Source organism: Streptomyces sp. ATexAB-D23 (assembly GCF_000373645.1).
GTDB lineage: Bacteria > Actinomycetota > Actinomycetes > Streptomycetales > Streptomycetaceae > Streptomyces > Streptomyces castrisilvae.
In genome coordinates, this window is the sequence record NZ_KB892005.1 from 127,321 (window position 1) to 150,251 (window position 22,931).

Here is a 22,931-nt window from a genome sequence, read left to right on the forward strand (position 1 = left end):
GGTCGGAGATCCGCGACCGACCCGGGCGTCGGAGAGCCGGAACCGACCCGGGCGCCGGCCGGGAGCCCGGCGGATGTCCGACGGGTTCCTGGGGGTGGCTTCCTGGGCACTTCGGACGGGTTCCTGGAGTGGCTGCCCGGACAGCCCCGGACGGTTCCTGGGGTGGCTGCCTGGGCACCTCGGACGGTTCCCGTAGCGGCTGCCCGGACAGCCCCGGACGGTTCCCGGAGCGGCTGCCCGGAACCCCGGACGGGCCCCCGGGCCGATCGCCCGGACGTTCCTGACGGCCGCCCGGACATCCGGTCCGACAACTCGGGCAAAAGGTGAAATCCGGCTAGGCTCGGGTCATGAGCTGGCTCCGGGCGCTGAGGGAGACCGCCCGCTCCGGCCTGACGATCGAGCGGCGGCGCCTCGAACCGCTGATCGCGCTGCGCGGCGCGGCCGGGCTCGCCCTGGTCATCGGGGTGAGCCTCGCGCTCTTCGGACCCGTGGTCGCCGCCAGCTCCGCGTTCGGCGCGTTCCAGGCGGCCATCGCCACCTTCCAGCGCAGCTGGCGCCCCCGGCCCGTGCTCGCCCTGATCTCCGGCGTGAGCCTCGGCCTGTCCACCTTCATCGGCTACGTCACCGGCTCCCACCTGCCGCTCTTCCTGGTCCTCCTGGTGCTCTGGACCTTCCTCGCCGGGCTGGCCTGGGCGGCGGGCCCGACCGGCGGGATCATCGCCGCGTCCAACGTCGCGATCATGCTGGTCACCATCACCCTGCCCACCTCCGTGGGGCAGGCGGCCCTGCACGCCGCGATGATCATGTTCGGCGGGATCGTCCAGGCGGCCCTGATCGTGCTCCTCCCGATCCGGAGATGGGGCCCGCAGCGCGACGCGCTCGCCGACGCGTTGGCCGCCGAGGCCGACTACGCACGGCGGCTGCGCCACGACCCGGTCGCCCACTTCGACCCGGTGCCGCTGATGCACGCGCGCCGGGCCGCCGCCGTCACCCCGCGCGAGGCCCGGCGCCGCCCCGCCGAACTGCACGGCTCACGCGGGATCGCCGAACGCATCAGGCCGGTGCTCGCCTCGCTCGCCGATCCGGCCATGGGCGTGCCGTCCGAGGGCCCCGAGCGCGACCGCGTCCGCGAACTGCTGGCCGCCGCCGGATCGGTGCTCGACGCGGCGGCCCGCGCCATTCGCAACGGCGATCCGGTGAAACTGCCCGGACCCGCCGTCGCGGTGCTGCGGACCCCGGACACCGGGGCCCTGTTCACCGGCCCGCCGCTGCGCGCCGCCGACCGGCTGGCCGCCCTGCTCTCCGACGTGATCGAGGCGGCCGAGGGCGACGGCACGAGGGAGGAGCGGGCCGGGGCCGAGGAGGCCGCCGACGCGATCAACGCCGGCCGGCCGGCCGCCCCGCACCAGCAGCGCCCCACCCTGCTGCGTCTGGTCCCGGTCGTGATCGGGGCGATGCGCCGCGAGGTGCACCACGGGTCCCCGATCCTGCGGCACGCCGTCCGGATCGCCGCCGTCGCCGCGGTCGGCTATCTGCTGGGCCGCGCCCTGCCGTTCGGGCACGGCTACTGGGCGCCGCTGGCGGCCGTGATGGTGATGCGGCCGGAGTTCTCCCAGACGTACGCGCGCTCGGCCGCCCGGTTCGTCGGCACCGTCGTCGGGGTGTTCCTGGCCACCGCCATCGTCCAGGCCGCACACCCGGGCCCCGGTCTCTCCGCCGTCTTCGCCGTGGCCTGCGCCCTGTTGATGTACTTGCTCATGCGCACCGGCTACGCGGTCGGCCAGGCCTGCGTCGCCGCTTACGTCGTCTTCCTGCTCGGCATGGCCGGCGACGACTGGTCCCAGACCGTCTTCGAACGGGTCCTGCTCACCCTGGTCGGCGGGCTCCTCGCGATGATCTCGTACGCCGTCTATCCGGCCTGGGAGACCCCGCGGCTGCGCGGCCGGCTCAGCGACTGGCTGAAGGCGGGCGGCCGGTACGCCGCCGCGGTCGTCGACCAGTACGCCGACCCGGCCGAGCGTGGCAACGACGAGGTGCGCCGGACCCTGCTGGCCACCCGCGAGGCCCGGGTCGCCTGGCAGGAGGCGGTGGCGGCCGCCCAGCACGAACCGGTGCGCCACCGCGGCCTCTCGCGCGGCGCCGCCGACGCCACCCAGCACGCGCTGGCCCAGCTCGGCCGGGTCGCGATGCTGATGGAGGCGCATCTTCCGGGGCGCGGGGCCACACCCGTACCGGGGGCGGGACCGCTCGCCGAGGCGCTGCGCCGGGCCACCGACCGGGGCGCGAAGGCGGTGCGGGAGCGGCGGGTGCCGGACTGGACGCCGGTGCGCGAGGCGCTGGAGCGCTGGGAAGAGGAGAACCGGGTGGCGGCCGGGGAGTCCGGGGAGGCGGCACGGGAGGGAGGCGGGGCGGAACCGGAGCCTTCTGCCTCGCATGCCGGGGAGCCGAAGCCGCCCGCACCGCATGCCGCGGAACCGGAGCCTCCCGTCCCGCATGCCGCGGAACCGAAGCCTCCCGTCCCGCATGCCGCGGAACCGGAGCCCGCCGCACCGGAGCCCTCCGCCCCGTATCCGCCCGCCTCGCATGCGGCCGATCCCGTCCTGCGCAACAGCACGCGTCTGCTGCTCGAAGCGCTGGAGGACTTCTCCCGGGGGCTGACGCCGTGACGTCATGAGCCCCGTTCGGTCACGGCGTCGGCAGGTCCGGCAGGTCGGGGAGGTTCTTCAGGGCGTCGGCGTCGGTCTTGGCGAGCCGGTCCCGGGCGCCGCCGTCCCAGGAGATGACAACGGTCTTGCCGTCGTTGGACTCGACCGATCCCGCTGTCCGGGCGGTGTCCCCGTCGGCGCACTTCAGCTCCAGCTTCGGCTTGCCGGAATCCGAGACGTTGCCCGAGCAGACGTGGGACTCGGCGACGACGACGGCCTTTCCGGATGCGACGGAGAGCACCACCGCCTTGCCGTCGGTCTGCCCGGCCCACGCGCCCTCCAGGGCCTTGGCGCCGCCGGCGGAGTCGTCGCCGCCGTCCTCCGCGGAGGGCGAGGCGCTGCCGCCGCCCGCCGACGGGGTCGCGGCGGCCCTGGATTCCTTGCCGGATTCGCTCTTGTCGCCGTCGCTTCCGCAACCGGTGAGCGCGAGCGCGGTCAGCAGACCGGTGGCGAGGACTGCGCCGGTACGTGCGATTTTGTACATGTGCATTTCCCCCTGAAAGACGAATGGCCATCCAAGCTACCAGTGGGTCGCACGAGCCCCCGGTGAGTCAACTCCCGGAATCGGGAGCCGAAGAGGCCCTTCGTTCGTCTTCTTCTGACGGAAGCTGTAATCGCGGGAACACCCCGCGTGCACGTGCATCTGCTCATGCATCCGCTCATGCAGCAGAATTTGAACACAGCTATGATCCGAGACAGTTGACACTTGCACCTTGCAACTCGGGGAGCGTCCTGTGCACCACGTGTACAACGGCATGGCGGCCACAGAGCTTCGCGGAGTCGTCTGGCAGAAGAGCAGACACAGCAACTCCCAGGGTTCCTGCGTGGAGTTCGCGAAACTGCCCGACGGAGATGTTGCCATGCGCAATTCGCGCCATCCCGATGGGCCGGCGCTGGTCTACACACCGGCCGAGATAGAGGCGCTGCTGCTCGGCGTGAAGGACGGGGAGTTCGACCACCTCGTGGGCGGTGAGCTCGACCGCCTCGTGGCGGAGGGCTGAACACCACTGCCTCGCAGCGGTGTTCAGCCCTCGCGTGTCACTCCGTTACGGGTGTGCCGGTGCCGTCACACCGGGTCGGACAGCCGGAAGAGCGCCCAGACGACCTTGCCGCGCGGGGTACCGGCGTACGGCGTGCTCTCCGTACTCAGTACGGGGGACGGGTGCCAGCCCCAGCAGTCGCTGAAGGACTCCACGAGGAACAGGCCCCGGCCCGACTCCGCGGAGTCCGCCGCCTCGGAGGCGACCGGGCCCGCGTGGCTCGGGTCGCGCACCGCGCACACCAGGCGTGAGGTCCAGCGCATCAGGTGCAGCCGCACGGGCGGGTCCTGGGGCTCGCGCGCGGCGTCGGCCGGCAACGCGTGCCGCAGGGCGTTGGTGACCAGTTCGGAGACGACCAGCGCGACGTCGTCGAAACGCTCGCTCAGGTCCCAGCCCCCCAGAGTCGCCCGGGTGAACCTCCTGGCGCCGCCGACCGCTTCGTATCGGGCGGGCAGGGTGCAGGTGGCGGATCCGGAGACGGCAGAGGGATCGATGGGGGGAAGCCCCTGCCGTAACGGCTCGATGAGCATCGCCGATCCATTCGTCCCCATGCGAGGCACTCCCGGGAATCGCGGCTGTATCGGTACGGCGTACAGGTACAGCGGCACAACAACACGAACGAGCACGCAGGTGCGCGGGCTCCATGCTTCCGAATGCGCAGGGCAGATGCAAGGGCAGATGCACGTGCACGCGCCGGACCTGTCCGCTCCCGTGCCGGTTCTTGCTCATTTCTTCCCGCTGACAGTTCTGCCGTCATGGAGAAGTCTTCGCCTTTGCGTAATCGAATGAGTACGGGCTGAAGCATTTTGATGGCAGAATCCGGCACTTGGGGTTCAGGGGGGACCTCGGTGCCAGGAAACGATGGGGAGGGTTGGACCAGTGGCGGCAGGCGAGTCGAGTGGGTCCGTGGTGCGGCGCATCCTGCTGGGCTCTCAGCTCAGAAGACTGCGCGACTCGCGCGGTATCACGCGCGAGGCGGCCGGCTACTCGATCCGGGCCTCCGAATCGAAGATCAGCCGCATGGAGTTGGGACGGGTGAGCTTCAAGGCCAGGGACGTCGAGGATCTGCTCACGCTCTACGGCGTCACGGACGAGGCGGAGCGCGACTCCCTGCTCGGCCTGGCCCGTGAGGCCAATGTGGCGGGCTGGTGGCACAGTTACGGCGATGTGCTGCCCGGCTGGTTCCAGACGTACATCGGTCTGGAGGGGGCGGCCTCGCTCATCAGGATCTACGAAGTCCAGTTCGTGCACGGTCTGTTGCAGACCGAGGACTATGCCCACGCGGTCGTCTCGCGGGGCATGCGCGGCGCCCCCGCCGCCGAGATCGACCGCCGGGTCGCGCTGCGTCTGGAGCGGCAGAAGGCCCTCGTCTCCGAGCGCGCGCCCCGCTTCCACGCCGTACTGGACGAGGCGGCGCTGCGCCGGCCGTACGGCGGACGCGAAGTGATGCGTGCGCAACTGAGGCATCTGATCGATATGTCGGAGCAGCCGAACATCACGCTCCAGGTGATGCCGTTCAGTTTCGGCGGACACGCCGGTGAGAGCGGCTCCTTTACGATGCTGCGATTCCCGGAATCCGACCTGTCGGACATTGTCTATTTGGAGCAGCTGACAAGTGCGCTCTATCTGGACAAGGATGAAGAAGTCGCCCAGTACGAAAAGGTGATGACGCGGCTCCATGACGAGAGCCCCGGTCCCGAAGAGAGCCGTGACCTGCTTCGAGGACTTCTCCAACTCTCGTGAAATTTCAGTAGGATGGCGTTCCTACAGGAGTCTGCACCTGAGTTAAGGGATCGCATGTCCTTCTTCCAAGAGCTGGCCGACCAGTACATCGACGGCGAATGGCGGACGGGCACCGGCTCCTGGGACATCATCGATTTCAACCCGTACAACGGGGAGAAGCTCGCCGCGATCACCATCGCCACGGCGGCCGAGGTGGACCTCGCCTACCGCGCCGCCGAGCGCGCCCAGGGCGAGTGGGCCACCGCGAGCCCCTACCGGCGGCGCGATGTCCTGGAGCGGGCGCTGCGCGTCACCGAGGAGCTGGCCGACGAGATCGTCGAGGCGAGCATCGACGAGCTGGGCGGCACGCGTTCCAAGGCCGAGTACGAGCTGGCGCTGACCCAGGAGTTCCTGCGCGAGGCGGCCCGGCAGGCGCTGTCCCCGGACGGACGTATCCTGCCCTCCGCGGTGGACGGCAAGGAGAACCGCCTCTACCGGCTGCCCGTCGGGGTCGTCGGCGTCATCGGCCCGTTCAACTTCCCCTTCCTGGTGACGATGAAGTCGGTCGCACCGGCCCTGGCCCTCGGCAACGCGGTCGTCATCAAGCCCAACCAGAACGCCCCGGTCCTCGGCGGCGGCCTGATCGCGAAGATCTTCGAGGAGGCCGGGCTGCCGGCCGGTCTCGTCAACGTGGTCGTCACCGACATCGCCGAGATAGGTGACGCCTTCATCGTGCACCCCGTCCCCAAGGTGATCTCCTTCACCGGCTCGGACCGGGTGGGCCGCCATGTCGCGGCGACGGCGGGCGGCCTCTTCAAGCGCACCATCCTCGGACTCAGCGGCAACGGCGCCCTGGTGGTCCTGGACGACGCCGACATCGACTACGCGGTCGACGCCGCCGTCCACAGCCGGTTCGTCTACCAGGGCCAGGTCTGCATGGCCGCCAACCGCATCCTGGTGGACCGCAAGGTGGCCGCGGAGTTCACCGAGAGGTTCAGCGCCCGGGTGGCCGCCCTGAAGACCGGCGACCCGCGTGAGGCGGACACCTGTATCGGCCCCGTCATCAACACCTTCCACGCCGACTCGCTGGCCGCCCTGGTCGACCAGGCGCTCGCCGAGGGCGCGCGGGCGACGGTACGCGGACGGGTGCGCGGCAACCTGGTCGAGCCGACCGTGCTCACCGGCCTGCCCGACGACTCCCCGCTGCACGCGCAGGAGATCTTCGGCCCGGTGGCCCTGCTGGTCCCCTTCGACGGCGAGGACGACGCGGTGCGGATCGTCAACGAGAGCCCCTACGGGCTCAGCGGCGCCGTGCACACCGCGAGCACCGAGCGGGGCGTGCGGTTCGCCCAGCGGGTGCACAGCGGGATGTTCCACGTCAACGACTCCACCGTCCAGGACGACCCCGGCATCGCCTTCGGCGGCGAGAAGAACTCCGGCCTCGGCCGGCTCAACGGGGACGCGGCCGTGGAGGCGTTCACCACCCAGAAGTGGATCTCCGTGCAGCACGGCCGCAGCGTCTTCCCCTTCTGACCTCCGCAAACACCCGAGGGCACGTCCCGCTACTCTGGTCAAGCCGACCAGAGAGGTGGAGGGCATGTCCGCGATCCGGCTGCTGGTCCTCGGTGCCGTACGCCACCACGGCCGGGCCCACGGCTACCAGGTCCGCAACGACCTGGAGTTCTGGGGCGCCCACGAGTGGTCCAACGCCAAGCCCGGCTCCGTCTACCACGCGCTGAAGCAGCTGGCGAAGCAGGGCATGCTGCTCGCCCACGAGGTCGCGCCGAGCACCGCGGGCGGCCCGCCGCGCATCGAGTACGAGATCACCGAGCAGGGCACCGAGGAGTACCTCGCCCTGCTGCGCGCCTCGTTGACCTCGTACGACCAGAAGATGGACGTGCTCTCGGCGGGCATCGGCTTCATCGTGGACCTGGAGCGCTCCGAGGCGGTGGCGCTGCTGCGGGAGCGGCTGGCGCACCTGGCCGCCTGGCGCGCGGATGTCGTCGGACGCTATACGCCCGGTGCGGACGGGCACATCGGCGAGATCATGAACATGTGGATCCACTCGGCGGACGCCGGCGCGGAGTGGACGCGGGGGCTGATCGAGCGGATCGAGGGCGGGGCGTACGTCTTCGCGGGCGAGGGCGAGCCGTTCGTGGGAGTGCTCGCCGAGGGCGAGGCGAACCCGTACGCGACGGGCGCCCCGGACCCGGGGGACGCCCGCTGAGGAGCATCGCGCCTCAGTGGTGGAACGAGGTCGCCGCGTTCTCGTTCCGGGTCAGCGGGTGCGGCTGGGCGCGCAGTTCGGGCAGCAGCAGCCGCAGGTCCTCCAGCAGCAGCTCCGCCAGGTCCGACGAGAAGCCGTTGCGGCACACGATCCGGAGCACCGCCAGGTCCTCGCGGTGCGCGGGGAAGGTGTACGCGGGCACCAGCCAGCCGCGTTCGCGCAGCCGCCGCGAGACGTCGAAGACGTCGTACGCCGTCACCTCCGGCTTGGTGGTCAGCGCGAAGACCGGCAGCTGGTCGCCCCGGGTGAGCAGGCGGAAGTCGCCCAGCTCCTCGATCTTCGTCGCCAGTCCGCACGCCACGTCGCGGGCCGCCTGCTGCACGGCCCGGTAGCCGCGCCGGCCCAGCCGCAGGAAGGTGTAGTACTGCGCGACGACCTGGGCACCCGGCCGGGAGAAGTTCAGCGCGAAGGTGGGCATGTCGCCGCCCAGGTAGTTCACCCGGAAGACCAGCTCCTCGGGCAGGTTCTCGGGCGAGCGCCACAGCACCCAGCCGACGCCCGGGTAGACCAGGCCGTACTTGTGGCCCGAGGTGTTGATGGAGGCGACGCGGGGAAGCCGGAAGTCCCACACCAGGTCCTCGTCCAGGAACGGCGCCACCATCGCCCCGGAGGCCCCGTCCACGTGCACGGGGATGTCGAGTCCGGTGCGCTTCTGGAGGTCGTCCAGCGCCGCGCACAGCTCCTCGATGGGCTCGTAGCTGCCGTCGAAGGTGGAGCCGAGGATGCCGACCACACCGATGGTGTTCTCGTCGCAGAGCTCGACGGCGGCCTGCGGGTCGAGGTGGAAGCGGTCGCCCTCCATGGGCACGAGGCGCGGCTCGACCTCCCAGAACGTGCAGAACTTCTCCCAGCAGATCTGGACGTTGACGCCCATGACGAGATTGGGCCGGGCGGTGGCCGGGTAGCGGTCGGCGTTCCTGGCCGACCAGCGCCGTTTGAGGGCCAGCGCGGCGAGCATGCAGGCCTCGCTCGACCCGGTCGTGGAACAGCCCATGGCCGTCGCGGGGTCGGGGGCGTGCCACAGGTCGGCGAGCATCGACACGCAGCGCCGCTCCAGCTCGGCGGTGCGCGGGTACTCGTCCTTGTCGATCATGTTCTTGTCGAGGCACTCGCCCATCAGTACCCCGGCCTCGGGCTCCATCCAGGTGGTGACGAAGGTGGCGAGGTTGAGCCGCGCGTTGCCGTCGAGCATCAGCTCGTCGTGGACCAGCCCGTACGCGGTGTTGGGCGGCAGCGGCCCGTCCGGCATGCGGTGCCTGGGCGGGGCCGCCTCCATGCCGGCGACCGGGTCGGCCACCCCGTAGAAGGGGTTCAGCGCGAGCCTGCGCTGTTCGGGGGAGGGTTCCTTGCTGTGCGCCGAGCCCTGGTGGAGCGGCATCGCAGACCTGCCTTTCTCGGCCCGCGCCCGCGAGGCCGGACGAATCCGACGATACGGACGCCGGCCGGGCCTGCCACCCGTGCGGGGCCGTCCGGTTCAGCGCAGCGCCGTACCGTCCTCGCGCAGCTGCATCTGCGGGCGCCCCGTCACCAGCAGCCAGGCGGGCAGCGAGGCCACGCACAGCACCGGCAGCAGGGACATGTCGGCGGCGAGCACCGCGGCCGTGAACAGGCTCAGCCAGCCCTGCCCGGTGACGGCCAGCAGGACGCCGAGGACCGAGCAGGTCACCGCGAGTGCCACCGGCACCGCGTCGACGAGCGCGTGCGCGCACAGGCCGAGCGCGACACCGGTGAACACCGCGGGAAAGATCCGGCCGCCCCGGAAGCCGCAGGTCGCCGCGATCACCAGGGCCGCCGTCTTCACCACGGCCATCGCCCCGAATTCGGCGGCCGACCGCCCGTCCGGGTCGGCGGCGATCGTCTTCACCTCGTCCAGCCCCTTGAACAGGGTGAGATGCCCGCCCAGCGCCCCGAGCAGGCCGAGCAGCAGCCCGCCCAGGGTCAGCGCCAGGACGGGGTACGGCAGGGCCCGGAAGGCGCGGTGCGCCAGGGGGAAGGCGTACACCGCCGCGAGGCCGAGCACCGCTCCGGCGGACGCGATCACGAGGGCGGCGAGCAGGTCGCCCCAGTGCGGGGGCCCGTACGCGGGCAGGGACAGGTCGAAGCTGGGGTGGGCGGCCAGCGTCATGGTGAGGGACCCGGCGGCGCCGGCCGCGAGCGGTGCGAAGAGCTTGTCCCAGAGCGCGCCCCGGCCGGGGGCGGTGGCCAGTGACTCGGTGAGGATCAGCGCGGCGGCCACCGGGGTGCCGAACAGCGCGCCGATGGTGCCGGCGACGGCGAGCGCGAGCCACAGCTCACCGGGCGCGCCGGGCGCGAGGCGGCGGCCGGCCCAGGCGGCCAGCGCGATGTTGGCGGCGGTGATCGGGTTCTCCGGGCCCAGGCTGACCCCGCCCGCCAGCGCCAGGACGGTCACCACCAGGAGCCCCGGGACCACATGCGGCGGCAGCGGCGGGTCGACCAGCCCCGTGGTCGCCGGGTCCGGACCGGCGCGCCCGGGTACCGCCCGGATGACCAGACCGGTCACCAGGCCGGTCGCGGTGAGCATCACGATCATCCACAGCGAGGAGTACCGCCCGACCGAAAGCGCGTCGGGCAGTGTCTCCCAGAGCACGTCCTGCAACTTCTCCGCGAGCAGGCTGACGCCGAGCAGGACGAGCGCCGAGACCACGCCGACGGCCAGGGCGGGCACGATGAGCACGAGCAGCCGGCGCGCGGGAGCCGGCTCGGCGGCGACGGCGGTATCGGTGGACACGCGCACACCATAGCGACGCAAAAGCCGCAGAAGACTTCAAAAGGCGCGGTTCGTGCCGGCCTTCCGGCTTGCACCTCACGCGACGTCAGGACCCAGGCTCGGACGCGTATCCACACAGGAAGGAGCGGGGAGCCATGGAGCACTCCGTGGGACAGGTCGCCGGATTCGCCGGGGTCACGGTGCGCACGCTGCACCACTACGACTCCATCGGCCTGCTCTCACCGAGCGGGCGCAGCCATGCGGGCCACCGGCGCTACAACGACGCCGACCTCGACCGGTTGCAGCAGATCCTGTTCTACCGGGAGCTCGGCTTCCCGCTCGACGAGATCGCGGCCCTGCTCGACGACCCGGACGCGGACCCGCAGAAGCATCTGCGCAGGCAGCACGCGCTGCTGTCGCACCGGATCGCCGAACTCCAGCGGATGGCCGCCGCCGTCGAGACAGCCATGGAGGCACGCAGGATGGGCATCAACCTCACGCCCGAGGAGAAGTTCGAGGTCTTCGGGGACAAGGACCCGGAGCAGTACGCCGAGGAGGCCGAACGCCGCTGGGGCGGCACCGACACCTACGCCGAGTCGCAGCGCCGGGCCGCCGGTTACACCAAGGAGGACTGGCAGCGGATGAAGGCCGAGGTCGACTCCTGGGCCGAGCGCTACCGGGCGCTGATGGAGGCGGGTGAGCCGGCGACCGGTGAGCGCGCCATGGACATGGCCGAGGAGCACCGGCTCCACATCTCGGGCTGGTTCTACGAGTGCGGCTACGAGATGCACCGGTGCCTCGGCGAGATGTACGTCGCCGACCCGCGGTTCAAGGCGTTCTACGAGTCGATGCGGCCGGGCCTGGCCGAGCACCTGCGCGAGGCGATCGACGCCAACGCGCGGCGCCGGGAGTAGGCGGTACGGGTCTGTCACGGGGGCGGGGAGCCCCGCCCCCGTGGCGCGCGGCTCAGGAGCGGCTGATCACCGCGGCCGTGCCGTACGCGCAGACCTCCGTGCCCACGTCCGCCGCCTCGGTCACGTCGAACCGCATCATCAGCACCGCGTTGGCGCCGCGCGCCCTCGCCTGCTCGACCAGCCGTTCCATGGCCTGGTTGCGGGTCTCGACGAGCGTCTTGGTCAGCCCCTTCAGCTCGCCGCCGATCATGGACTTGAGACCGGCGCCGATCTGGCTGCCGAGGTGACGGGACCTGACCGTCAGGCCGAACACCTCACCGATGACCTGCGTCACCTGGTGGCCGGGGACGTCGTTCGTGGTGACGACCAGCACGTCGGCCTGGGCGGCCTGGCCGCCGCCGTAATCCTCGATACCCATGGATGGCACCTCCTGGGACCGAGTTTTGCCCCGGTTCATCCCCTGTGCATCTCCACAGGGGCCGGTGGAACCCGGAGGCGCCGCGCCGCGTTGATAGCTTTGGGCGGCCACGCAGCCGCTTATCGACCTCATCCTGGAGCCCGGACCCTTGAATACGCTTGCGCTCGGACCGAGCTGGCTGGACCCGGACTATCTCATCGGCCAGTTCGGCCTGGCCGGCGTGCTGGCCATCGTCTTCGCCGAGTCCGGGCTCCTGATCGGTTTCTTCCTGCCCGGCGACTCCCTGCTGTTCACCACGGGCCTGCTGGTGACGACGGACAAGCTGCACACCCCGCTGTGGCTGGTCTGCGTCCTGGTGGCGCTGGCGGCGATCATCGGCGACCAGGTGGGATACCTCTTCGGCCGCAAGGTGGGGCCCTCGCTCTTCAGCCGGCCCGACTCGCGCCTGTTCAAGCAGGAGAACGTCGAGAAGGCCCACGAGTTCTTCGAGAAGCACGGCCCGAAGTCGCTGATCCTGGCCCGCTTCGTGCCCATCGTGCGGACGTTCACCCCGATCATCGCCGGGGTCAGCCGGATGAACTACCGCTCGTTCATCGTGTTCAACGTCATCGGCGGCGTCCTGTGGGGCGTCGGAGTGACGCTCCTCGGCGCGGCCCTCGGCAACGTCGAGTTCGTGCACAAGAACATCGAGGCGATGCTCGTCCTGATCGTGCTGATCTCGGTCGTGCCGATCGCCATCGAGTTCCTGCGCGCCCGCGGCAAGGCGAAGAAGGAGGCGGCGGACGCCGGCGACGGCGAGCTGCCGCCCCAGGACCAGGCCGCCGGCCGCCGCGGCCGGCACGCCAAGCGCTGACCCCCGCCCCGGCCCCCGGCCGGGTCAGAAGCCGCGCGTCCGCTTGGCCGCGCGGCGGTTCGCGCCGCCGACCGCGCCCGGCACCCGCATGAACAGCCGGGAGATCTCGCTCCCCAGGTTCACCCCGATGGCGATGGCCAGGGCCGTCGCCACCGCGGTCGACAGCGAGGCCAGCCCCCGGTCCAGCTCGTTCTGCGCGACGCCCAGCAGCCCGAAGTACGTCGCCGAACCGGGCAGCAGCGGCCCGATCGCGGCCGTGATGAAGGGCAGCGACGAGGTGTAGCGGTAGCGCGAGAACAACTGCCCGAACAGCCCGACGAGCCCGGCGGCCGCAGCCGTCGCGGCCACCGCCGACAGATGGCCCGTCCGGGCCATCGCCCCGAAGACGATCCACGCCACCGCGCCGTTCAGGGTCACCGCGAGCACCGTCGCCCGCTCCTGCTGGAGCAGGATCGCGAACGACAGGGTCAGCACCATCGACGCCAGGATCTGGATCACCGGCCGGTCGTGCGTGATGAACCGCGCCTCCGGGTCCAGCTCCGCACCCAGCTGAAGGCCCCCGTAGAGCGCCAGCAGCACCCCGGTGACGATGGCGATGAAGAAGTACATGACTTCGAGCAGCCGCGCCGCCGCCGTGATGTAGTACCCGGTCAGCCCGTCCTGCACGCCCGCCACCAGCGCCCGCCCCGGCAGCAGGGCGAACAGCCCACCGGTGATCACCGCCGAAGGCCGTACGTCCGACCAGTGGGTCAGCGTCAGCGCCACCCCCATCGCGGCGGGCGGCATCGCCGCCACCACGAACTGGTAGAACTCCGGCAGCCCGCGGCCCGCACACAGCCAGGCCAGCCGGTCGCCGAGCATCGCGCCGAGCGCCGCGATCACGAACACCAGCGGGCCACCGCCGACCAGCACGGACGCCGCACCGGCCAGCCCGCCCGCGGCCAGCGTGAGCACCCAGCCGGGATACGGGTGCCGGTTGCGGCGGATCTCCGCGAGGCGCCGGTAGGCCTCTTCGAGGGAGACCTCGCCCTCGACCGTGGTGATGTCGTCGATGAGCCGGAAGACCGCCGCCAGCCGGGTGTAGTCGGTGCCCCGGCGGCGTACCGTACGGCTCGCCGTCACCGGGTCGTCCACCAGCGACGGCTGGTGCGAGATGGACAGCAGCGTGAACGTCACGGTCGGCTCGCAGCGGTCGAGGCCATAGCTGCGCGTCACCGCGAACATCGCCGCCTCGACGTCCTCGGCGCCCTCACCGCCCGCGAGCAGCAGCTCCCCGATACGCAGCGTCAGGTCGAGCACGCGCGGCACCGCGGGCCCCGCCTCGTCGTGCCGCTGGACCGGCTCCGGCGCCGGGCGCTCGGCGACCGGCATCCGCAGCATCGTGCGCATCCGGTCCTGCCAGGGCGCCTCCTTGGTCAGCCGCACCATCGGAATGCCGTGCGCCGGAGTGAACGCCGGCGGGGAGTCCCGCACGCTGTACGTGCTCGGCAGGGCGAACGCCGAACCGGTCGTCTCCGAACCGGAACCGGAGTCCGGGCCCTGGGGCTCGGGCGTCAGACCGGCCGGAAGCGCGAACTCCGACGTCGGGTGGTCCTCCTCCGACGGTGGCGCGGGACGGTCCGTCCCGGCGGGCACGGAGAAGGCACTGCGCGCCTCGTCGGACTGGGGCTTCTCGTCATCGGGCCCGCCCGGTTCCGCCACCACTCGCCCTCGCTCCTCATCGGCTGCGCGTCCTCGGCTGCGCTCCTGCCCAGTATGGCCACGCCCATGGGAGCGCACACGAAACGGGCGGCACACCCGTGAAGGTGTACCGCCCGTTCAGTGGTCCGTTTCCGCGAGCGGAACGTCAGTGCGCCGTTTCCGCGAGCGGGACGTCAGTGCGCGCCGTGGGACTCAAGACGCTTGCGGGAGGCCTCGATCTCGGCCTCCGCCTCGGCACGGCCGACCCAGTCGGCGCCCTCGACGGACTTGCCCGGCTCCAGGTCCTTGTAGACCTCGAAGAAGTGCTGGATCTCCAGGCGGTCGAACTCCGACACGTGCTGGATGTCCTGCAGGTGCTCCACCCGGGGGTCGGACGCCGGGACGCACAGCAGCTTGTCGTCGCCGCCGGCCTCGTCGGTCATCCGGAACATGCCGATCGCGCGGCACTTGATGAGGCAGCCCGGGAACGTCGGCTCCTCCAGGATGACCAGCGCGTCCAGCGGGTCGCCGTCCTCGCCGAGGGTGTTCTCGACGAAGCCGTAGTCCGCCGGGTAGCTGGTCGAGGTGAAGAGCCGACGGTCCAGACGAATCCGGCCGGTCTCGTGATCCACCTCGTACTTGTTGCGCGAACCCTTCGGGATCTCGATAACGACGTCGAACTCCACGGGTGGCTCCTCCATGATCAACACATACGACTGGTGGTTAAGTGTCCCTCACGCAGATGTGTGCTCGCGAAAGGGGCTGGTCAACGGTGGCCGAGCCGGTGGAAAGACCGTCGATCGACCCGTCCGGCGGGCCGGGCGGATCCCTCGCGGGCCGCCTGGGCGTGCGGGGCGGACTGAACAACTGGCAGTTCACGGCCGTCTCCGCCGTCGCCGGTCTGGCGCTCGCGGCCGGCGCGGTCCTCGCCGCCGGCCCCTGGGACTCGGGTCAGCGTAAGGCCGAGCAGGACTGGGCGGCCGCCCGCGCCCGTACAGGTGGCGCACATCACGTGCCCGGCGACTCCTCGGGCCCCGCCCCCGCCCCCAGCGCCCCGGCCGTCCTCGCCGCCCTCGGCACCACCGTCCAGGACGCCCCGGCCGGCGCGGTGCCCGACCTGCGCGCCGTCCTGGACCCGCTGCTGGAGAACGACGCGCTCGGCGACCGGCGCGCCGCCGTCGTCATCGACACCGCCACCGGCAAGCGGCTGTACGGCAAGGGGGCCGACGCCCCCATGACACCCGCGTCCACCGTCAAGATCGCCACCACCGTCGCCGCCCTGAGCGCGCTCGGCCCCGACCACCGCATCCCCACCACCGTCCGCGCCTCCGCCGACCTGCGCACCGTCACCCTCGTCGGCGGCGGCGACCCCACCCTCGACAAGGCCGCCCTGCGCACCCTGGCCGCCGGCACCGCCCGCGCCCTGAAGGCCGGCAAGGTCACCTCCGTACGGCTCCGCTACGACACCTCCCGCTACACGGGGCCCTCGCACCACCCGATCGGGCCCAACGAGAACATCGCTCCGATGAGCGCCCTGATGCTGAACGAGGGCCGCCAGGACGACTCCTCCAGCGGCCCCGCCCCGCGCAGCGAGGACCCGGCCGGGGACGCCGCCCGCACCTTCGCCGCGCTCCTGGACGACGCCGGGATCACCACCAAGGCCGACCCCGCCGCCGGCCGCGCCGCCAAGACCTCCCGTACGGTCGCCACGCATCTGTCCGCCCCGCTCTCCGGGCTGGTCGAACGGGCACTCACCAACAGCGACAACGACATCGCCGAGGCACTCGCCCGGCAGACCGCCGTCGCCGCCGGCGAACCCGCCGACTTCGACGGCGGCCGACGGGCCGTCACCGCCCAGCTCAAGAAGCTCCGGCTGCCCCTCACGGGCGTGAACGTCGCCGACGGCAGCGGGCTCAACCGCAAGGACAAGGTCACCGCCGCCCTGCTGGCCGGTCTCCTCGCCCGCGCGGCCGATCCCGGCCACCCCGAACTGCGCCCCGTCCTCACCGGCCTCCCGGTGGCCGGATTCAGCGGCACGCTCAGCGGCCGTTACACCACGAAGGCCGGAGGCACCGGCTTCATCCGCGCCAAGACCGGCACCCTGACCGGCGTCAACAGCCTCGCCGGCACGGTGGTCGACACCCGCGGCAGGCTCCTCGCCTTCGCCTTCCTGGCCTCCGGCACCACCGCCCCCTCCGAGGCCCAGGCCGCCCTCGACAAACTCGCCACCGCACTCGCCGCCGGCGAGCGATGACCCCGCCAACGCCTCACCGCGCCAAGGAGCGAGCGGCGCATGGGGGGTACGCGCCCAGCCCTGTGACGCCGCCCCCCATTTGCCGCTCGCCCAAGGGCCCGAGCACGTACGGTTGACGCATGACGAGCATCGGTGGTGCAGGGATGGTCGACTGGAACCTCGCGGTCGCGACCGCGACCCGGCTTGTGCGGCCGGGCCCCGAGATCAGCCGTGAGGAGGCCCGCGAAGTCGTCGCGGAGCTGCGCAGGCACGCGAAGGCCGCGGAGGAGCACGTCCGTTCCTTCACCCGGATGATCCCCGAAGGGACCGAACCGGAGGACACCCCCGTCCTGGTCGTCGACCGCACGGGCTGGATCAAGGCGAACGTCGCGGGCTTCCGCGAACTGCTGCGCCCCCTCCTGGAGAAGATGGAGGAGCGGCGCGGCGGCGGCGGCGCGGGCGGTGCCGTGCTCGGCGCGGTCGGCTCCAAGGTGACCGGCGTCGAGGTCGGGATGCTGCTGTCCTTCCTGGCCTCGCGCGTCCTCGGGCAGTACGAGACCTTCGCCCCCGCCACCCGCGAACTGCCCGCGTCCGCCGACGGCGGCGGCCGGCTCCTGCTGGTGGCGCCGAACATCGTGCACGTCGAGCGCGAGCTCGATGTCGACCCGCACGACTTCCGCCTCTGGGTCGCCCTCCACGAGGAGACCCACCGCACCCAGTTCACCGCGGTGCCCTGGCTCCGCGACCACCTCCAGGGCGAGATCCAGTCCTTCCTGGACGAGACCGACGTCGACCCGATGACCTTCCTGGAACGGCTGCGCGAGGCCGCCCAGTCACTCGCCGGAGGGAGCCCCGAGGGTGAGGAGGGCGAGGACGGCGGCCGCAGTCTGGTCGAGCTCGTCCAGACCCCCGCCCAGCGCGAGATCCTCGGCCGCCTCACCGCCGTGATGTCCCTGCTGGAGGGGCACGCCGACTACGTGATGGACGGCGTCGGCCCCGAGGTGGTGTCCTCCGTCGGCGAGATCCGCGAGAAGTTCCAGCAGCGCAGGGCCCGCGGCGCGAGCCGGCTGGACCAGGCGCTGCGCAAGCTGCTGGGGCTCGACGCCAAGCTGCGCCAGTACCGGGACGGCGAGCGGTTCGTGCGCGCCGTGGTCGACAAGGTCGGCATGGACGGCTTCAACCGCGTGTGGACCTCTCCCAACACCCTCCCGACCAAGGCCGAGATCGCCGCGCCCGAGGACTGGATCGCGCGGGTGCACCGTAAGGCAGAGTCGTGAGCCAGGCCCGTGCGCGGGCCCGGGACCCGAAGGCAACGCGCCGGTAATCACCCATCCGAGGGACCGTGGGGGCATGGGAAGGCGTGCAATGCTCGATGAACGGCATTGCTCTGTCACCATCGACGCACTCTGAGTGACGGCACTCCTTCCCGTCCGGCACTCCGAGCCATCCCCCGAAGAACTTCACGAAGGGCACCGGACATGGGTCCCCATCCTGCGGTCGCGGCGATACGCCTGGCGGTCCGCCGCGTACTCCACGACGTCATCGCCGAACACGCCGAACAGACCGAACGCGCCGGGCACGCCCCGCACCCCGAGCTCGCACAGGCCGGAGCGGGCAGCCGCCGCACCGCCCTCCCCGAACGACCCGATACCCCTCTGGTGCTCGTGGCATGCTCCGGAGGCGCCGATTCCATGGCGCTCGCCTCCGCCCTCGCCTTCGAGGCCCGCAAACTCCCCGTCCGGGCCGGCGGTGTCACCGTCGACCACGGCCTCCAGGACGGCTCCGACATCCGCGCCACCGAGGTCGCCGCCCGGCTCGCCGCCATGGACCTCGGCCCCGCCGAAGCCGTCGCCGTCCGCGTCGGCCGCGAGGGAGGACCCGAGGCCGCCGCCCGCGACGCCCGCTACGCCGCCCTCGACGCCGCCGCCGAACGCCACGGCGCCGCCGCCGTCCTGCTCGGCCACACCCGCGACGACCAGGCCGAGACCGTCCTGCTGGGCCTCGCCCGCGGCTCCGGCATCCGCTCCCTGTCCGGCATGGCAGCCGCCTCGGGCCCGGCCGGCCGCTACCGCCGCCCCTTCCTCCACCTCGACCGCCAGACCGCCCGCACCGCGTGTCTGGCCCAGTCCCTGCCCGTCTGGGACGACCCGCACAACGTCGACCCCGCCTACACCCGTTCCCGGCTGCGCCACGAGGGACTGCCCGCCCTGGAGAAGGCCCTCGGCAAGGGCGTCGTCGAAGCACTCGCCCGTACGGCGCAGCTCTCCCGCGACGACGCCGACGCCCTGGACACCTGGGCCGCCGCCGCCGACCGTGACGTACGCGACGACGCGGGCCGTCTGGAGTGCGCCAAGCTGTACGCGCTGCCCCCCGCCGTCCGCCGCCGGGTGCTGCGCCGGGCCGCCATAGAGGCGGGTTCACCGGCCGGTTCGCTGTTCGCCCGGCACATCGAGGAAATCGACCGCCTCGTCACCGGCTGGCGCGGCCAGCAGGCCATCAACCTCCCCGGCCGCGTCGAAGCCCTGCGCCAGGGTGGCAGACTGGTCATCCGGCAGAGCTGAGCACAAGCGGCTGACATGCAGGGCGATCGCCGCGCAAGGCCCGGGACTCCATCCCGGACCCGGCAGGCACAGAAAGAGACGCGGGTGAACGAGAAGGACATGGGCACCGACCTCCAGTCGGTGCTCCTCACCAAGGAAGAGATCGACGCGAAGCTCACCGAGCTCGCCGCGAAGATCGACGCGGAGTACGCCGGCAGGGACCTGCTCCTCGTCGGAGTCCTCAAGGGCGCGGTCATGGTCATGGCGGACCTGGCGCGCGCGCTGTCCACCCCCGTCACGATGGACTGGATGGCCGTCTCCTCGTACGGCGCGGGCACCCAGTCCTCGGGTGTCGTCCGGATCCTCAAGGACCTGGACACCGACATCAAGGGCAAGCACGTCCTGATCGTCGAGGACATCATCGACTCGGGCCTGACCCTGTCCTGGCTGATGTCGAACCTCGGCTCGCGCGAGCCGGCGTCGCTGGAGATCTGCACCCTGCTGCGCAAGCCGGACGCGGCGAAGGTCGCGCTCGACTGCAAGTGGGTCGGCTTCGACATCCCCAACGAGTTCGTCGTCGGTTACGGGCTGGACTACGCGGAGAAGTACCGCAACCTCCCCTTCGTCGGAACGCTCGCTCCGCACGTCTACGGAGGCTGAGGGCCCGCGGCCCCGCTGCCGCGGTCTCCGGGAACCCTCACCGGCCTCCCGCCGTTGAGCCTTCGAAGGCGGGTTCGCCGGACGTCCGAGGCGGACGCCGGTGCCAATGCTGGGGTACCGTCCGAGGAACAGTCTTTACTCACAGCAGCATTTACCTACGGGCAGGAGGGACGGGGCGACTTCGCTCCGTATGGATGGACGTGAAGCGATACTTCCGTGGGCCGGTCATGTGGATCGTGCTGGCCGTCCTCGCCGTGGTCGTGTTGATGAATGTCGTCGGCTCGGGCGGCGGCTACAAGACGGTGGACACCGGCCAGGTGATCCAGGCGATCAGCAAGAACCAGGTGGAGCAGGCCAAGCTGACCACCGGTGACGATCAAATCCTCAAGATTGAGCTGAAGGACGGCCAGAAGCTGGCCGACGAGTCCGGCAGCAAGTTCCAGGCGAGCTACATCGGCAATCAGGGCGTCCAGCTCGCCGACATGCTGCAGAAGAAGTTCGAGAGCGGTGACATCGAGAAGGGTTACACCGTCTCGCCGTCGAAGCAGTCCCCGTTCCTCTCGATCCTCTTCTCGCTGCTGCCGTTCGTCCTCATCGTGGTCGTCTTCCTGTTCCTGATGAATCAGATGCAGGGTGGCGGCTCCAAGGTCATGCAGTTCGGCAAGTCCAAGGCCAAGCTGATCACCAAGGACACCCCGAAGACGACGTTCGCCGACGTGGCGGGCTCGGACGAGGCGGTCGAGGAGCTCCACGAGATCAAGGAGTTCCTCCAGGAGCCGGCGAAGTTCCAGGCCGTCGGCGCCAAGATCCCCAAGGGTGTGCTGCTGTACGGGCCCCCCGGTACGGGCAAGACGCTGCTCGCGCGCGCCGTCGCAGGTGAGGCGGGCGTCCCGTTCTACTCGATCTCCGGTTCCGACTTCGTCGAGATGTTCGTCGGTGTCGGTGCCTCCCGGGTCCGTGACCTCTTCGAGCAGGCCAAGGCGAACGCCCCGGCGATCGTCTTCGTCGACGAGATCGACGCCGTCGGACGCCACCGAGGCGCCGGCATGGGCGGCGGCCACGACGAGCGCGAGCAGACGCTGAACCAGCTGCTCGTGGAGATGGACGGCTTCGACGTGAAGGGCGGCGTCATCCTGATCGCCGCCACGAACCGGCCGGACATCCTCGACCCGGCGCTGCTGCGTCCGGGCCGCTTCGACCGGCAGATCGCCGTCGACCGCCCGGACATGCAGGGCCGTCTGGAGATCCTCAAGGTCCACCAGAAGGGCAAGCCGGTCGCCCCGGACGTCGACCTCGGCGCCGTCGCCCGCCGCACCCCCGGCTTCACCGGTGCCGACCTGTCGAACGTGCTGAACGAAGCGGCGCTCCTCACGGCGCGCAGCAACAAGAAGCTCATCGACAACGAGATGCTCGACGAGGCCATCGACCGCGTCGTGGCGGGCCCGCAGAAGCGGACCCGGATCATGTCCGAGAAGGAGAAGAAGATCACCGCGTACCACGAGGGCGGACACGCCCTGGTCGCGGCGGCCTCCCCCCAGTCGGACCCGGTCCACAAGATCACGATCCTCTCCCGCGGCCGCGCCCTCGGTTACACGATGGTGCTCCCGGAGGAGGACAAGTACTCCACGACGCGCAACGAGATGCTCGACCAGCTGGCGTACATGCTGGGCGGGCGCGCGGCCGAGGAGCTGGTCTTCCACGACCCGACCACCGGCGCCGCGAACGACATCGAGAAGGCCACGGCAACGGCCCGCGCGATGGTCACGCAGTACGGCATGACGGAGCGGCTCGGCGCGATCAAGTTCGGCGGCGACAACACCGAACCCTTCGTGGGCCGCGAGATGGGCCACCAGCGCGACTACTCGGAAGAGGTCGCCGCGCTGGTCGACGAAGAGGTCAAGAAGCTCATCGAGACCGCGCACAACGACGCGTGGGAGATCCTCGTCGAGAACCGCGACGTGCTGGACGCCCTGGTCCTCCAGCTCCTGGAGAAGGAGACCCTGGGCAAGGCGGAGATCGCCGAGATCTTCGCTCCGATCGTCAAGCGCCCGGCCCGCCCCGCGTGGACCGGTTCCTCCCGGCGTACGCCGTCCACCCGCCCGCCCGTGCTCTCCCCGAAGGAGCTCGCCCTGACCAATGGCGCGAGCACGGCGAACGGCTCGGTCACGGACACCGTTCCGGCCGTCGAGTCGGTCCCCGAGGAGCGGCCCGAGAGCTAGTCACCGACCCGGTGTGTCCCCTGTCACGGGGCTCCCACCGGGCCCGGAATGGATGCCGCGCCCCCCAGGTTCTAGCCTGTTGGGGGCGCGGCTTTTCCGTACACCTGCGCGAATGCCCCCGCGGTGACAGTTCAAGGAACGAGGCACACATGACCGACCCGGTGACGCTGGACGGCCAGGGACCGATCGGCGAGTTCGACGAGAAGCGTGCCGAGGCCGCTGTCCGGGAGCTGCTGCTGGCCGTGGGCGAGGACCCGGACCGCGAGGGCCTGAAGGAGACGCCGGGGCGGGTGGCGCGGGCGTACAAGGAGATCCTCGGCGGTCTGTACCAGGAGCCCGAGGACGTCCTGACGACGACATTCGACCTCGGGCACGACGAGATGGTCCTCGTGAAGGGCATCGAAATCGTGAGCCTCTGCGAGCACCACCTGCTTCCGTTCCACGGCGTAGCACACGTCGGGTACATCCCTGCGGAGAGCGGCAAGATCACGGGACTGTCCAAGCTGGCGCGCCTGGTCGAGGTCTTCGCCCGGCGACCGCAGGTGCAGGAGCGGCTGACCACGCAGGTCGCGGATTCGCTGATGCGGATCCTGGAGGCGCGCGGTGCGATCGTCGTTGTGGAGGCGGAGCACATGTGCATGTCCGTTCGCGGCATCCGGAAGCCGGGTGCCAAGACGACGACGTCAGCGGTGCGCGGACAGCTGCGTGACGCATCCACTCGGGCCGAGGCGATGAGTCTGATACTGGCGCGATAGCCGGATTGTCAGTGCTGCGACGCAACCTCCCGAATCAGGCATGGCATGTGATTTCGGGAGGTTGGTCATGGGGGGATTACCGAGCCGGCAGACGGTGAACGTCGTCGGAGGGCGCGGGCGGGCCGCCGGCGTGAGCGTGGGTTCGCGGTTGTGGACACTGGACGGCGACCGTACGGC

The 22,931-nt window shown here is 71.1% G+C and carries 20 protein-coding genes; 13 read left to right on the plus strand and 7 right to left on the minus strand.

The genetic code is table 11. The features are described 5' to 3' along the window. Window positions 1-347 precede the first annotated feature (347 nt). Window positions 348-2,666 carry an FUSC family protein gene (locus B082_RS0107455; RefSeq protein ID WP_018551185.1) on the plus strand — a complete coding sequence of 773 codons (2,319 nt, stop codon included), beginning with the start codon at window positions 348-350 and terminating at the stop codon, window positions 2,664-2,666. Between the two features lie 19 nt (window positions 2,667-2,685). On the opposite strand, the gene B082_RS0107460 is transcribed toward B082_RS0107455, so the two are convergent. Beyond that, entirely contained in the window at window positions 2,686-3,189 is a 504-nt protein-coding gene (locus B082_RS0107460; protein ID WP_018551186.1) for a hypothetical protein, read from the minus strand. 250 nt (window positions 3,190-3,439) lie between these two features. Here B082_RS0107460 and B082_RS0107465 point away from each other — a divergent pair, with 250 nt between their 5' ends. After that, entirely contained in the window at window positions 3,440-3,706 is a 267-nt protein-coding gene (locus B082_RS0107465; RefSeq protein ID WP_018551187.1) for a DUF397 domain-containing protein, read from the plus strand. 65 nt (window positions 3,707-3,771) lie between these two features. On the opposite strand, the gene B082_RS0107470 is transcribed toward B082_RS0107465, so the two are convergent. Continuing rightward, window positions 3,772-4,296 (minus strand): ATP-binding protein, encoded by a 525-nt coding sequence (locus B082_RS0107470; protein WP_026249528.1) that lies wholly within the window; start codon window positions 4,294-4,296, stop codon window positions 3,772-3,774. A gap of 310 nt (window positions 4,297-4,606) precedes the next feature. On the opposite strand from B082_RS0107470, the gene B082_RS0107475 reads away from it, so the two are divergent. The 3 genes from B082_RS0107475 to B082_RS0107485 all read left to right on the plus strand — a co-directional run bounded on the left by B082_RS0107475 (window position 4,607) and on the right by B082_RS0107485 (window position 7,694). Next, window positions 4,607-5,488 (plus strand): helix-turn-helix domain-containing protein, encoded by an 882-nt coding sequence (locus B082_RS0107475; RefSeq protein WP_051094593.1) that lies wholly within the window; start codon window positions 4,607-4,609, stop codon window positions 5,486-5,488. A gap of 54 nt (window positions 5,489-5,542) precedes the next feature. Continuing rightward, window positions 5,543-7,000: an aldehyde dehydrogenase family protein gene (locus B082_RS0107480; RefSeq protein WP_018551190.1), complete on the plus strand. Its 1,458-nt coding sequence runs from the start codon at window positions 5,543-5,545 to the stop codon at window positions 6,998-7,000. A 64-nt stretch (window positions 7,001-7,064) separates the two neighbouring features. Further along, window positions 7,065-7,694: a PadR family transcriptional regulator gene (locus tag B082_RS0107485; RefSeq protein ID WP_018551191.1), complete on the plus strand. Its 630-nt coding sequence runs from the start codon at window positions 7,065-7,067 to the stop codon at window positions 7,692-7,694. 13 nt (window positions 7,695-7,707) lie between these two features. On the opposite strand, the gene B082_RS0107490 is transcribed toward B082_RS0107485, so the two are convergent. Both B082_RS0107490 and B082_RS0107495 read right to left on the minus strand, forming a co-directional pair. Then, window positions 7,708-9,132 carry a glutamate decarboxylase gene (locus B082_RS0107490; RefSeq protein WP_018551192.1) on the minus strand — a complete coding sequence of 475 codons (1,425 nt, stop codon included), beginning with the start codon at window positions 9,130-9,132 and terminating at the stop codon, window positions 7,708-7,710. A 96-nt stretch (window positions 9,133-9,228) separates the two neighbouring features. Next, the gene (locus B082_RS0107495; RefSeq protein WP_018551193.1) at window positions 9,229-10,503 is read right to left on the minus strand and encodes an ion channel protein; all 1,275 of its coding nucleotides are present in this window, start codon (window positions 10,501-10,503) and stop codon (window positions 9,229-9,231) included. A 134-nt stretch (window positions 10,504-10,637) separates the two neighbouring features. On the opposite strand from B082_RS0107495, the gene B082_RS0107500 reads away from it, so the two are divergent. Beyond that, window positions 10,638-11,396 carry a MerR family transcriptional regulator gene (locus B082_RS0107500; protein WP_018551194.1) on the plus strand — a complete coding sequence of 253 codons (759 nt, stop codon included), beginning with the start codon at window positions 10,638-10,640 and terminating at the stop codon, window positions 11,394-11,396. A 52-nt stretch (window positions 11,397-11,448) separates the two neighbouring features. Here B082_RS0107500 and B082_RS0107505 read toward each other — a convergent pair whose 3' ends face one another. Beyond that, window positions 11,449-11,814, minus strand: coding sequence for a YbjQ family protein (locus B082_RS0107505; RefSeq protein ID WP_018551195.1), 366 nt, complete (start codon window positions 11,812-11,814; stop codon window positions 11,449-11,451). 148 nt (window positions 11,815-11,962) lie between these two features. Between B082_RS0107505 and B082_RS0107510 the strand changes: the two genes are divergently transcribed. Beyond that, window positions 11,963-12,667, plus strand: coding sequence for a DedA family protein (locus tag B082_RS0107510; protein ID WP_018551196.1), 705 nt, complete (start codon window positions 11,963-11,965; stop codon window positions 12,665-12,667). Between the two features lie 24 nt (window positions 12,668-12,691). On the opposite strand, the gene B082_RS0107515 is transcribed toward B082_RS0107510, so the two are convergent. Together B082_RS0107515 and B082_RS0107520 are read right to left on the minus strand one after the other, a co-directional pair. After that, complete coding sequence (locus B082_RS0107515) at window positions 12,692-14,371, minus strand: threonine/serine ThrE exporter family protein (protein WP_018551197.1); 1,680 nt, start codon at window positions 14,369-14,371, stop codon at window positions 12,692-12,694. 170 nt (window positions 14,372-14,541) lie between these two features. Beyond that, entirely contained in the window at window positions 14,542-15,033 is a 492-nt protein-coding gene (locus tag B082_RS0107520; protein WP_018551198.1) for an inorganic diphosphatase, read from the minus strand. Between the two features lie 86 nt (window positions 15,034-15,119). Here B082_RS0107520 and dacB point away from each other — a divergent pair, with 86 nt between their 5' ends. The 6 genes from dacB to folE all read left to right on the plus strand — a co-directional run bounded on the left by dacB (window position 15,120) and on the right by folE (window position 22,754). Then, complete coding sequence (gene dacB, locus B082_RS0107525; protein ID WP_018551199.1) at window positions 15,120-16,601, plus strand: D-alanyl-D-alanine carboxypeptidase/D-alanyl-D-alanine-endopeptidase; 1,482 nt, start codon at window positions 15,120-15,122, stop codon at window positions 16,599-16,601. 119 nt (window positions 16,602-16,720) lie between these two features. Then, window positions 16,721-17,857 carry a zinc-dependent metalloprotease gene (locus B082_RS0107530; protein ID WP_037709635.1) on the plus strand — a complete coding sequence of 379 codons (1,137 nt, stop codon included), beginning with the start codon at window positions 16,721-16,723 and terminating at the stop codon, window positions 17,855-17,857. Window positions 17,858-18,058: 201 nt separating this feature from the next. Continuing rightward, window positions 18,059-19,141 carry a tRNA lysidine(34) synthetase TilS gene (tilS, locus tag B082_RS0107535; RefSeq protein ID WP_018551201.1) on the plus strand — a complete coding sequence of 361 codons (1,083 nt, stop codon included), beginning with the start codon at window positions 18,059-18,061 and terminating at the stop codon, window positions 19,139-19,141. A 99-nt stretch (window positions 19,142-19,240) separates the two neighbouring features. Continuing rightward, window positions 19,241-19,780, plus strand: a complete 540-nt coding sequence (gene hpt, locus B082_RS0107540; protein ID WP_037709666.1) for a hypoxanthine phosphoribosyltransferase — start codon at window positions 19,241-19,243, stop codon at window positions 19,778-19,780. 194 nt (window positions 19,781-19,974) lie between these two features. Next, window positions 19,975-21,999, plus strand: a complete 2,025-nt coding sequence (gene ftsH / locus B082_RS0107545; RefSeq protein WP_018551203.1) for an ATP-dependent zinc metalloprotease FtsH — start codon at window positions 19,975-19,977, stop codon at window positions 21,997-21,999. Window positions 22,000-22,148: 149 nt separating this feature from the next. Further along, window positions 22,149-22,754, plus strand: a complete 606-nt coding sequence (folE, locus tag B082_RS0107550) for a GTP cyclohydrolase I FolE (protein ID WP_018551204.1) — start codon at window positions 22,149-22,151, stop codon at window positions 22,752-22,754. Window positions 22,755-22,931: the final 177 nt, after the last annotated feature.

Bases quoted from the DNA above. Each gene is read 5' to 3' on its own strand.
- folE (WP_018551204.1), top strand. From the start codon at position 22,149: ATGACCGACCCGGTGACGCTGGACGGCCAGGGACCGATCGGCGAGTTC.
- B082_RS0107485 (WP_018551191.1), top strand. From the start codon at position 7,065: ATGTCCGCGATCCGGCTGCTGGTCCTCGGTGCCGTACGCCACCACGGC.
- B082_RS0107475 (WP_051094593.1), top strand. From the start codon at position 4,607: ATGGGGAGGGTTGGACCAGTGGCGGCAGGCGAGTCGAGTGGGTCCGTG.
- ftsH (WP_018551203.1), top strand. From the start codon at position 19,975: ATGGACGTGAAGCGATACTTCCGTGGGCCGGTCATGTGGATCGTGCTG.
- B082_RS0107490 (WP_018551192.1), bottom strand. From the start codon at position 9,132: ATGCCGCTCCACCAGGGCTCGGCGCACAGCAAGGAACCCTCCCCCGAA.
- B082_RS0107480 (WP_018551190.1), top strand. From the start codon at position 5,543: ATGTCCTTCTTCCAAGAGCTGGCCGACCAGTACATCGACGGCGAATGG.
- B082_RS0107505 (WP_018551195.1), bottom strand. From the start codon at position 11,814: ATGGGTATCGAGGATTACGGCGGCGGCCAGGCCGCCCAGGCCGACGTG.
- hpt (WP_037709666.1), top strand. From the start codon at position 19,241: ATGGGCACCGACCTCCAGTCGGTGCTCCTCACCAAGGAAGAGATCGAC.
- B082_RS0107470 (WP_026249528.1), bottom strand. From the start codon at position 4,296: ATGGGGACGAATGGATCGGCGATGCTCATCGAGCCGTTACGGCAGGGG.
- B082_RS0107455 (WP_018551185.1), top strand. From the start codon at position 348: ATGAGCTGGCTCCGGGCGCTGAGGGAGACCGCCCGCTCCGGCCTGACG.
- B082_RS0107460 (WP_018551186.1), bottom strand. From the start codon at position 3,189: ATGTACAAAATCGCACGTACCGGCGCAGTCCTCGCCACCGGTCTGCTG.
- B082_RS0107500 (WP_018551194.1), top strand. From the start codon at position 10,638: ATGGAGCACTCCGTGGGACAGGTCGCCGGATTCGCCGGGGTCACGGTG.
- B082_RS0107530 (WP_037709635.1), top strand. From the start codon at position 16,721: ATGACGAGCATCGGTGGTGCAGGGATGGTCGACTGGAACCTCGCGGTC.
- tilS (WP_018551201.1), top strand. From the start codon at position 18,059: ATGGGTCCCCATCCTGCGGTCGCGGCGATACGCCTGGCGGTCCGCCGC.